The organism is Mesorhizobium sp. M7D.F.Ca.US.004.03.1.1 (genome assembly GCF_003998635.1).
Lineage (GTDB): Bacteria > Pseudomonadota > Alphaproteobacteria > Rhizobiales > Rhizobiaceae > Mesorhizobium > Mesorhizobium loti.
The window spans coordinates 1-9342 of sequence record NZ_RZQG01000156.1; the positions used below are offsets into that span (position 1 = coordinate 1).

Sequence of the window (9342 nt, forward strand, 5' to 3'; positions counted from 1 at the left end):
ATTTCACGCACCGAGGCGGCAATGCCCTGGCGGTCGTCGCGGAAGATGTCCTGCGCCGGCCGGCGGCCGACGGCTTCACGCATGGCGCTTTCGGCAACCTGCCGCAGCATGCCGTCGGGATCGGACACGTCGAACAGGTACGCGCTCGGGTCGGAGACCTGATAGGCCACCGAGAACTGGACGTTGACGATGTTCTGGTCGCCGGTAAGCATCAGCCCGGAGGTGTTGCCACTCGTCGCGCCGCCGCCGCCGATATCGACGAGTTGCTCGGAAATCTTGGCTGTCTCGACGGTTTCGAGCGGCCACCAATGGAAATGCAGGCCTGGCTGCGATAGCTCGGCCTTCGGTTTGCCGAAGCGCAGCTCGACCGCGACCTCGTCGGGCTGCACGGTGTAAACCGCCTTGAACGCCCACAGCACCACAAGTGCCGCCGCGATCAGCGCGAAAATAGCCGGGCTTGCGCCACCGCCACCCGGCAGAACGCGCCGCAGCCGGTCCTGGCCGCGGCGGATGATGTCTTCGAGATCGGGAGGCGAGCCCTGTGGGCCGCTCGGTCCCTTTGGTCCCTGCCCCCAGGGTCCCTGATTGTTGCCGCCGCCGCCGCCCCATGGGCCGCCGCCACCGCCGCTTTTATCGTTCCAGGGCATGAATGTCCTTTCGCTTGGAATTCCCTCAAGCACCGGTATTACGGCGCAAAATCCAGTATTGTTCTTCTATAGGGACGCCACGAGGCGCTTTCAACGCGATGCGTTGCCGACTTGTCCGATTTGGTCCGGTCGCGACCCTTTGTCTTCCCTCAATGCCCCTTTTATCGTTCAATGTCTCTCGCGGCGGCGCTCGTAAACCGAATAGCGCGTCGCGTGGCTGTCCTTTTCCCCGGCTGGAACGTCCTGCGAGCTGACAACACGCCAGGAATCCGGATCGATCGGCGGGAAATGCGCATCGCCGTCGACTGCTGCCAGCACATGGGTGACGTGCAGCCGGTCGGCCAACAGCAGCGCCTGGGCATAGATTTCGCCGCCGCCGATGACGCAGACCTCGTCCACACCGACCATGCAGCGCCCGCGCACCGTTGCCAGCTGGATCGCGGCTTCGAGCGAATGCGCCACCTCGACGCCTTCGGCGCGCCAGGCCTTGTCGCGGGTGACGACGATGTTCAGCCTGCCCGGCAGCGGCCGGCCGATGCCCTCATAGGTCTTGCGGCCCATGATGATGGGCTTGCCCATCGTGTCGGCCTTGAAGCGCTTGAGGTCGGTGGAGAGCCGCCAGGGCAACCCGCCGTCTCGCCCGATCACGCCGTTCTCGGCAATAGCGACGTAGATTGCGACGTGCATCAGTTGTCGTCCGTTGGATCGAGGATCAGGATGTCGATGTCGTGCTCGGGATAGAAATCATCCGCCGTCATCTCGAATGTCGTCGGCCCGACCTTTTTGACATTGTCGCCGCAGAACGAGACCAGGGCTTTCGGATTGCCCTTGTCGACCGTCAGCTTGAATTTGCCGATCGTCCCTGCCGCCCAATTGCCGCCTGTGGTCAGGATATAGGCGATGCGGCTTTCGTTATACTGCGGATAGCCGTCTGGACCATCCTTGGCCGCCTTGCGCACCGCGTTCTCGAATGTGTCGTCCATGCAGTAGCGCGTCTTGTAGGTGGCGTACTGCCCCTGGAACTTGCCGTCATAGAAAAAGCTGACCGAAGACGTGCCGCCGACGCTCGGCTTGTAGCGGTGGGAAACGTGGACGTCCTTGTTGGCCGGAAAGGTCGAACGCCACCAGTAGGTCGAACGCAATTGCCAGAACGGCGTGTAGACCTTTTTCGTCTCGGTGCCATCGCTGCCGCTGTCCTCGATGATGATGCCGCGGTTGACCCAGTCGTCGGTAGCCGCCTGCGGCAGCTTCGCCAGTGCCGCCTTCGCCGCATCGCCGAATGGATAGAACGGCACATTCTGCGCTTTCAGTTCGGCGCTGACGTCGATGCCGAGCGCCAACGCCTTCTGCTCGAGTTGCGGCTTTGCCGGTGCGCCGTCGATCGTCACCTCAAAGCCGAGGAAATTGTCGCTCTGATTTTCAGGGATCGCCGGGATTTCTTCGGGATTGCCCGAGATGTCGGGCATCGGGAAGGCGACGATGGCGTCGATATCCTTGTCGGTGTTGTTGTGGAAGACGTAGTCGACCGTCACCTTTTCCGGCGAGATGAAGAGGTCCTCGCTTTGCATCGCCACGGCATCGCTGCGCGACAGGATCAGGCCGCCGGTGCCAAGTTCGGCAACTGAATCATTGGCGAGTGCGGGCGCGGCCGGCAGGGCCAGCACGGCGGTCAGAACATATCGCAACATGGAAGCCCCCTCGGCTAGATGCCCTGAGGACCCTAGCCGTTTCAATGTGGCGTTTCAAAGCCCTTCCGCATCCGCGCGCACCAAAGGGTACCTGGACCACGCGGTCTGGACACGCAGCAGCGGTCTGGACTAACAGGTTCCGATCGGGCAGGAGTTCGCTCCATGCGCAAGCTTCTCGTCATCGGCATCGGCGCCGGCAATCCCGACCACATGACCGTTCAGGCCATATCAGGCCTGAACCAGGCGGATGTGCTGTTTATCCCCGACAAGGGGGAGAAAAAGAACGACCTTGCCGAGCTGCGCCGTCAGATCTGCGACCGCTTCGTCACCAATCCGAAGTCACGCCGCGTCGAATTCGACGTGCCGGTGCGCGACCTGCCAGTAGAAGATGGGCCGGCCCCCTCCTATCGCTCGACCGTCGATGACTGGCATGAAGCCATCGCCGCGATCTACGAGGGTCTGATCCGCGACGAGATTGCGGGGGATGGCTGCGGCGCCTTCCTGATCTGGGGCGATCCTTCGCTCTACGACAGCGCCTTGCGCATCCTCGAGCGCGTGCGCCTGCGAGGCAATGTCGCGTTCGAGCTCGAGGTGATACCCGGCATCACCGCCGTCCAGGCGCTTGCCGCCAGCCACAAGATGGCGCTGAACCGCATCGGCGATTCCGTCCTCATCACCACCGGCCGCCGCCTGACTGAGGAAGGCATGCCGGACAATGCCGGTAGCGCGGTCGTCCTGCTCGACGGCAAATGCGCCTTCAACACGCTGGACGACAAGGATGTCGTCATCCACTGGGGCGCCTATCTCGGCACCCCGGACGAGATTCTCATCTCGGGTCGTCTCGGTGATATCGGCGCCGAGATCGAGCAAGCCCGTGAAGAAGCCCGCCGGCAGAAGGGCTGGATCATGGACACCTATCTGCTTCGCAAACCTGAATAGGAAGGCAATAGGGGAGCAAGGCAGTAGGGCAATAGGTGAAGGATGTTTGTGCTGGAAGACAGCACACGAATGCCTGCTTACTTCCCTGCCTACTGCCCTACTGCCCTACTGCCCTACTGCCCTACTGCCCTACTGCCCTACTGCCCTACTGCCCTCACCCCGCATCAATCTCCGCCTGCAGCGCCTCCATATGCGTCGCTGCCGCGGCGGCGGCCGCACGCTCGATGGCGCGGAAGCGGCTGACCACTGCCAGCCCCACGGCCGTCAGTTGCGCGCCGCCGCCCTTGCGGCCGCCGGTCTGCGCCGCCACCAGCGGTTTGCCGAACACCCGGTTCATGTCCTCGACCAGGTCCCAGGCATGCTTGTAGGACATCTCCATGCCGCGCGCCGCGGCCGAGATCGAGCCGAAAGTAGCTATGTGTTCCAAAAGCTCGATCTTGCCCGGTCCGATTCGCCCGTCGGGATCGAGATTTATCCGCAAGCTCAGCGACGGCATTCTTGCTCCTCCGCGGTCACGTCCGATCCCATACTAGAATCTCCTCGGCGACACCGCTATTCCAAAAAAACATAGCGCCCCTCATCCATCCGCCTCAGCGGGCAGTCCGGCGCCGGTGTTGGCCCGGTCGAAGCTCACCGTCTTGACCACCGCGAAAACCTTGCCGCCGAGATGGAGCTTCAGCGTATGCCGAGACTGTTCGGTGATGCGGGCAAGCACGGTTGCGCCGTTGCAGTCGATACCAACCTCGACCGCCGGGCCCTCGCCGGGGCTTATCGCGGTAATGGTTCCCGGCAGGATGTTGAGTGCGCTGAGGCCTGTCGGTTTCTCGGTGGCGATCATCACATCGCGGGCACGGATGCGAATGCGCACCCTAGCACCTGTCGTCATCGCCAGCCGCGGCACCCGGATCTCGCCTGCGGCCGAGCCGAGCACGGTCATGCCGAACGTCTCGTCATGACGCAGCACCCTGGTGTCCAGCACGGCGCCGCCCTCGCCGCGCTCTTCCGCCGGCAACAGGTCTAGCCTTTGCATCACCGCCTCGGTCGGTCCGCCGGCGATGACATTGCCTTGCGCCAGCATCACCACGTCGCTGGCCAGCCGCGCCACCTCGGCGACGGAATGGCTGACATACACGATCGGGATTTTCGTCTCGTCGCGAAGCCGTTCGATATAGGGCAGGATTTCGGCCTTGCGCGCTTCGTCGAGCGAGGCCAGCGGTTCGTCCATGAGAAGGAGGCTGGGGCTGGCCAGCAGCGCCCGGCCGATCGCCACGCGCTGCTTCTCGCCGCCCGAGAGCTTTGCCGGTCGCCTGTTCATCAGCGGGCCGATGCCGAGCAGATCGACAACGGCATCCAGGTCAGCATAGCGCTCCGCTGGTGGCGTGAACCAACGGCCGTAACGCAGATTGCTGGCCACGCTCATATGCGGGAACAGGCGCGCATCCTGGAACACCATGCCGATGCGGCGCTTGTGCTTCGGCACGAAAATGCCGGCAGCCGTATCGACCAGCACCCGGCCGTCGACCTCGATGCGCCCCTTGTCGGGCCGGATCAGCCCGGCGATCATGTTGATCAGCGTCGTCTTGCCCGACCCCGACGGTCCGAAAAGCGCCGTCAGCCGCCCGGCGCTTTCGAACCGGGCTTCGATGGCGAAACCGCCCAGCCGATGGCTGATGTCGACGAGAACGCTCATTCGATGTCCATCCGCCGGCCGACCCGCCGCGCCAGCACTTCCGAAGCCACCAGTGCGGCCATGGAAATGACGATGGAAATCAGCGTCAGACGGAGTGCTCCTTCATCGCCACCCGGCACCTGTGTGAAGGTGTAGATCGCCGACGGCAATGTCTGCGTCTCATTGGGTATGTTGGAGACGAAGGTGATGGTCGCGCCGAACTCGCCCATCGCCTTGGCGAAGGCCAGGATGGCGCCGGCGATCAGCCCAGGCAGGATCAGCGGCAGCGTGATGGTGGCGAACACCCAGAGCGGATTGGCGCCGAGCGTTCCCGCCGCCGCCTCCATCCTGCGGTCCACCGCCTCGATCGACAGGCGGATCGCCCGCACCATCAGGGGAAAGCCCATGACGCCGCAAGCCAGCGCCGCACCCGTCCAGCGGAAGGAGAAAACAATGCCGAAATGCTCGGCCAGGAAGGCGCCGGCCGGGCCGCGCCGGCCGAAGGTGAGCAGCAGCAGATAGCCGGTCACCACGGGCGGCAGGATCAGCGGCAGATGCACCAGCCCGTTGAGCAGCGTCTTGCCCCAGAATTGTCCCCGGGCAAGCAGCAGCGCGATCAAGATGCCCGGTGGGAGGCTGAAAAGCATCGCCACCGTCGCCACCTTGATGGACAGCCGGACCGCATTCCATTCGTCGGGAGTGAGGTCCAGCAGCCAATTCATAATGCGAGATGAAGCTCCTTGGAACTCAGTTGCTCGGCGCGAGCACGGTAAAACCCTGATCCTTGAACAGCGCGGTTGCCTTGGCCGACTGCAGGCACTTCAGGAAAGCCGGCGTATCCTTGTCCTTCGAATCGGCGGTCTGGGCAACCGGATAGATGATCGGCGGATGCGAATGCTCCGGGAAGGTGCCGACCACCTTGACGCCCTTTTCGGCATGCGCGTCGGTGGCATAGACGATGCCAAGGGCTGCTTCGCCCGTCGAAACCAGCTTCAGCGCCGCGCGCACATTCTCGGCCTGCGCCACCTTGCCCTCGACCGAGGACCAGACGCCGAGCGATTCAAGTGCAGCTTTGCCATATTTGCCGGCCGGCACTGCCTTGAAATCGCCCATGGCGAGCTTGCCGTCGCCGATCAGCTTGGCGAGGTCGAAGCCCTTCTCGATCTTGGTTTCAACCGCCGAATCCTTCGGCGCCACCAGCACGATCTCGTTGCCGAGCAGCTTCACTTCGGTGTCCGGCTTGGTCAGCTTCTTGTCGGACAGATATTTCATCCAGTCGAGGTCGGCCGAAATGAAGACATCGGCCGGTGCCCCACCCTCGATCTGCTTGGCCAGCGCCGAGCTTGCGGCATACGAAACGGTCGCGGCTTCGCCGACATCGGCCTCGCAGGCCTTGTTCACCGCATCCAGCGCGTCCTTGAGGCTGGCCGCGGCAAACACCACCACCTTGTCTTCCGCGTGCGCTGCCGGCACTGCCGCCATCAACGTCGCCGCAACACCGCCAATGGCGATCGCCCTCAACCCGAAACCATTGCGCGTCATGGAAAACTCTCCCTGGTTTGAAATCCGATCGGCTCGAAGCCCGCCAACCGATATATCCGCATGAATATAACAAGGGAAGGCCCAGCGCGCCCTGAAAGCGTCTGTACGACACCGATTGTTCTGGTAAGACCGGCAAAGAAACCTTGGAAAGGAACTCCGATGAAGATCAGCGCCCGCAACATTCTCAAGGGAACGATCACCGAGATCGTCAAGGGAGCCACCACCTCGCATGTCAGGATCGACATTGGTGGCGGCGCCATCGTCACCGCCTCGATCACCAACGAGGCCGTCGCCGATCTCAAGCTCGAAAAGGGCAAGCAGGCCTATGCCGTGGTCAAGGCCTCGGACGTGATGGTCGGCATAGACTGAATTGATCGCGCTCAGGGGCGCCGTGCAAACCCGCTATCGGGACCTAAGGTGTGTTGAGATTCAGGTCAGGCCGAGTCGAAAACGGCGGGTTCCGAGAACCGGAGCGGAGCGTACTTTAAGTACGTGAGCTCAGTTCTACTGCGACGCAGTAGAACTGGAAGCGCAGCAAGCTGCCGTTTGCAGGCCGGCATCACCTGAATATCAACATACCTTAGACGGCGATCGGCGCCTTGATCGATGCATCAGCGACGTAGTTTTCCAGCCGAAAGTCCTCGAAGCGGAAGGCGAACAGGTCCTTCACCTCCGGATTGATCCACATCGTCGGCAGCGCCCTCGGCGTACGCCGCAGCTGTTCGCGCGCCTGCTCGAAATGGTTCGAGTAGAGATGCGCGTCACCAAGCGTGTGGACGAAATCGCCGGGCTTCAGCCCGGTCACCTGCGCCACCATCAGCGTCAGCAAGGCGTAGGAAGCGATGTTGAACGGCACGCCGAGGAAGATATCGGCCGAACGCTGGTAGAGCTGGCAGGAAAGCCGCCCTTCCGAGACATAGAACTGGAACAGGCAGTGGCAGGGCGGCAGCGCCATCGCTTCCACCTCGGCCGGATTCCACGCCGAAACGATCAGCCGCCGAGATTGAGGATTTTTGCGTATCTCCTTGAGAAGATTCGCGATCTGGTCGATCGACCCGCCATGGCCGTCCGGCCAGGAGCGCCACTGCTTGCCATAGACCGGGCCGAGATCGCCATTCTCGTCGGCCCATTCGTCCCAGATCGAAACGCCATGGTCGGTGAGATATTTGATGTTGGTGTCGCCGGCCAGGAACCACAGAAGTTCATGGATGATCGACTTGAGATGCAATTTCTTGGTGGTGGTGACTGGAAAGCCGCGCGCCAGGTCGAAACGCATCTGGTAGCCGAAGACGGAGCGCGTTCCGGTGCCGGTGCGGTCGCCGCGATCGGCGCCGTTGTCCAGCACGTGCTGCAGGAGGTCGAGATACTGGCGCATCGGTTCCGGCTCGATTCGGTTGTCCAGCCATCATAACTGACGGACAGGCAATCGAACACCACAAAGCAGCGGCAAGCCCTGCCTGAAGGCAGCCAGTCCCCAATAACGTCACCGGCTGGCGCATTGGCTGCGCCAGCCTCCGCAAATTGACGCGCGATCGTCAGCGCGCGATCGTTAGAGGGAGCCGAGCTTGCCCAGGTCCTTCGCAACCAGATAGTAGAAGGTAACCCGGCTCTTGGTGTTATCGGCCGCCATCGCCTTGCAGGTCTTTTCGATCACCGCATCGGCTTTCGCTGCGTCGCTGATGCCGAGTTTCTTGGCGACCCAGTTGTCCCTGACACGACCGAGTTCCTTTGGGTCGGTGCAGGATACCAGTGAGGAATCACGGTTCCTGAGCGCGATGCCCAGGTGCTTTACGATCTTTTCGACCGCATCCGCACTGGCGCCAGCGTCGTATTTCTTCACGTCTGCAAGATAGTCGGCCATCAAAATTCCCCTCGTCGGCGCCACGGATCCGATCGATGAGGGCTGTGGCGCGCTGCTGCAACTTGTGCGCTAGGTCGATAACTCCTCACCGTGGCAAAGCTTCGGTTGAGACCGCGCCCAAGTCAACCCTTCGGAGATGCGGTTTTGACACGGGGACAAAGTGCCAATGCGGCCTTTCATTTCTCGCGATGGCCCCCTATATTCGGTTTGTCGGCTTGACCGACTATGGCGATAAATGGGCGATGAAATAAGCCGTTCGGACCCGGGGGCGGTACCCGGCGCCTCCACCAAAAGCTGCTGTCGGCGACAGAGCGGTTTTTGATGGGGGCGAAATAGGATCGACGAAGGTGTAAAGATCGTACTTTTGCCCGGCATGGTACCACCGTCATCGGGCTAAACCTGTAGTTGCAAATGACAACTATGCGGAAGCACGTCTCGCCGCGTAAGCGGTGCGATAGCTTCAATTCAAGCCCTAGGGGTTCGCACTTCTAGGCGGGGTTCGGAGGTACCTGGCAACAGAAACCTCCACTTCTCCCCTCCTCAACATGCGCTACGCACAACGGCAGCTCCCGCTGGCCGGTCCTTCCAACGGCTATGGGCCGCGAAGGCGCACCGCCGCGTGCCCCTCTCATGGACAAAACATGCAAAACGATTCCGATCGATTCTTCGTGCTGACCGGCGGTCCCGGCTCCGGCAAGACCACCCTGATCGAAGCCCTGCGCCGGGCAGGCTTTGCCACCTCTGTCGAAGCCGGCCGCGGCATCATCCGCGACCAGTCCGACATAGGCGGACCCGCTTTGCCCTGGCGCGATCGCACGCTGTTCGCCGAACTGATGCTGTCATGGGAGATGCGCTCGTATCAGGTTGCGCGCGAACAGACCGGGCGCCCTGTCTTTTTCGACCGCGGCGTGCCGGACACGCTTGGCTATCTCAGACTGAGCGGCCTGCCGGTGCCCCAGCATGTCAGTTCTGCCGCCGAGCGCTTCCGCTACAATC

At 62.4% G+C, this 9342-nt stretch carries 12 protein-coding genes and 1 other RNA gene; 4 read left to right on the plus strand and 9 right to left on the minus strand.

Annotated features, from left to right (window positions below):
- From EN935_RS11905 to EN935_RS11915, 3 genes are all read right to left on the minus strand, one after another.
- Positions 1–647, minus strand: a 647-nt coding sequence (locus EN935_RS11905) for a protease modulator HflK (protein WP_164771092.1), incomplete at its 3' end; no start/stop codon positions are given.
- A 168-nt stretch (positions 648–815) separates the two neighbouring features.
- Positions 816–1334, minus strand: a complete 519-nt coding sequence (locus EN935_RS11910; protein ID WP_109668113.1) for a dihydrofolate reductase — start codon at positions 1332–1334, stop codon at positions 816–818.
- Complete coding sequence (locus EN935_RS11915) at positions 1334–2335, minus strand: DUF4424 domain-containing protein (RefSeq protein ID WP_109668115.1); 1002 nt, start codon at positions 2333–2335, stop codon at positions 1334–1336. Before EN935_RS11915 ends, EN935_RS11910 begins: the two co-directional genes overlap by 1 nt.
- Before the next feature lie 162 nt (positions 2336–2497).
- Between EN935_RS11915 and cobF the strand changes: the two genes are divergently transcribed.
- Positions 2498–3274 (plus strand): precorrin-6A synthase (deacetylating), encoded by a 777-nt coding sequence (cobF, locus tag EN935_RS11920; RefSeq protein WP_109668117.1) that lies wholly within the window; start codon positions 2498–2500, stop codon positions 3272–3274.
- 154 nt (positions 3275–3428) lie between these two features.
- On the opposite strand, the gene EN935_RS11930 is transcribed toward cobF, so the two are convergent.
- From EN935_RS11930 to modA, 4 genes are all read right to left on the minus strand, one after another.
- Complete coding sequence (locus EN935_RS11930; protein WP_109668119.1) at positions 3429–3770, minus strand: winged helix-turn-helix domain-containing protein; 342 nt, start codon at positions 3768–3770, stop codon at positions 3429–3431.
- A gap of 81 nt (positions 3771–3851) precedes the next feature.
- Positions 3852–4964 (minus strand): molybdenum ABC transporter ATP-binding protein, encoded by a 1113-nt coding sequence (gene modC / locus EN935_RS11935; RefSeq protein WP_109668121.1) that lies wholly within the window; start codon positions 4962–4964, stop codon positions 3852–3854.
- Positions 4961–5665, minus strand: a complete 705-nt coding sequence (gene modB / locus EN935_RS11940; protein ID WP_127265019.1) for a molybdate ABC transporter permease subunit — start codon at positions 5663–5665, stop codon at positions 4961–4963. The genes modC and modB overlap by 4 nt, the downstream gene beginning before the upstream one ends.
- Positions 5666–5690: 25 nt before the next feature.
- Positions 5691–6485, minus strand: a complete 795-nt coding sequence (modA, locus tag EN935_RS11945) for a molybdate ABC transporter substrate-binding protein (RefSeq protein ID WP_127265020.1) — start codon at positions 6483–6485, stop codon at positions 5691–5693.
- A 159-nt stretch (positions 6486–6644) separates the two neighbouring features.
- On the opposite strand from modA, the gene EN935_RS11950 reads away from it, so the two are divergent.
- The gene (locus EN935_RS11950; protein ID WP_095202217.1) at positions 6645–6854 is read left to right on the plus strand and encodes a molybdopterin-binding protein; all 210 of its coding nucleotides are present in this window, start codon (positions 6645–6647) and stop codon (positions 6852–6854) included.
- A 211-nt stretch (positions 6855–7065) separates the two neighbouring features.
- Here EN935_RS11950 and EN935_RS11955 read toward each other — a convergent pair whose 3' ends face one another.
- Positions 7066–7860 (minus strand): thymidylate synthase, encoded by a 795-nt coding sequence (locus EN935_RS11955; protein ID WP_109668127.1) that lies wholly within the window; start codon positions 7858–7860, stop codon positions 7066–7068.
- Positions 7861–8034: 174 nt separating this feature from the next.
- On the minus strand, positions 8035–8346 hold the full coding sequence (locus EN935_RS11960) for a DUF2853 family protein (RefSeq protein ID WP_109668129.1): 312 nt from the start codon (positions 8344–8346) through the stop codon (positions 8035–8037).
- Positions 8347–8516: 170 nt separating this feature from the next.
- Between EN935_RS11960 and ssrA the strand changes: the two genes are divergently transcribed.
- Positions 8517–8876, plus strand: a transfer-messenger RNA (tmRNA) gene (gene ssrA / locus EN935_RS11965).
- Positions 8877–8987: 111 nt separating this feature from the next.
- On the plus strand, positions 8988–9342 hold a 355-nt coding region (locus EN935_RS11970; protein ID WP_164771093.1), incomplete at its 3' end, for an AAA family ATPase.

What these genes read in the sequence shown, in the direction of transcription:
- EN935_RS11910 (WP_109668113.1), bottom strand. Translation starts at nt 1,334, where the DNA reads ATGCACGTCGCAATCTACGTCGCTATTGCCGAGAACGGCGTGATCGGG.
- EN935_RS11915 (WP_109668115.1), bottom strand. Translation starts at nt 2,335, where the DNA reads ATGTTGCGATATGTTCTGACCGCCGTGCTGGCCCTGCCGGCCGCGCCC.
- cobF (WP_109668117.1), top strand. Translation starts at nt 2,498, where the DNA reads ATGCGCAAGCTTCTCGTCATCGGCATCGGCGCCGGCAATCCCGACCAC.
- EN935_RS11930 (WP_109668119.1), bottom strand. Translation starts at nt 3,770, where the DNA reads ATGCCGTCGCTGAGCTTGCGGATAAATCTCGATCCCGACGGGCGAATC.
- modC (WP_109668121.1), bottom strand. Translation starts at nt 4,964, where the DNA reads ATGAGCGTTCTCGTCGACATCAGCCATCGGCTGGGCGGTTTCGCCATC.
- modB (WP_127265019.1), bottom strand. Translation starts at nt 5,665, where the DNA reads ATGAATTGGCTGCTGGACCTCACTCCCGACGAATGGAATGCGGTCCGG.
- modA (WP_127265020.1), bottom strand. Translation starts at nt 6,485, where the DNA reads ATGACGCGCAATGGTTTCGGGTTGAGGGCGATCGCCATTGGCGGTGTT.
- EN935_RS11950 (WP_095202217.1), top strand. Translation starts at nt 6,645, where the DNA reads ATGAAGATCAGCGCCCGCAACATTCTCAAGGGAACGATCACCGAGATC.
- EN935_RS11955 (WP_109668127.1), bottom strand. Translation starts at nt 7,860, where the DNA reads ATGCGCCAGTATCTCGACCTCCTGCAGCACGTGCTGGACAACGGCGCC.
- EN935_RS11960 (WP_109668129.1), bottom strand. Translation starts at nt 8,346, where the DNA reads ATGGCCGACTATCTTGCAGACGTGAAGAAATACGACGCTGGCGCCAGT.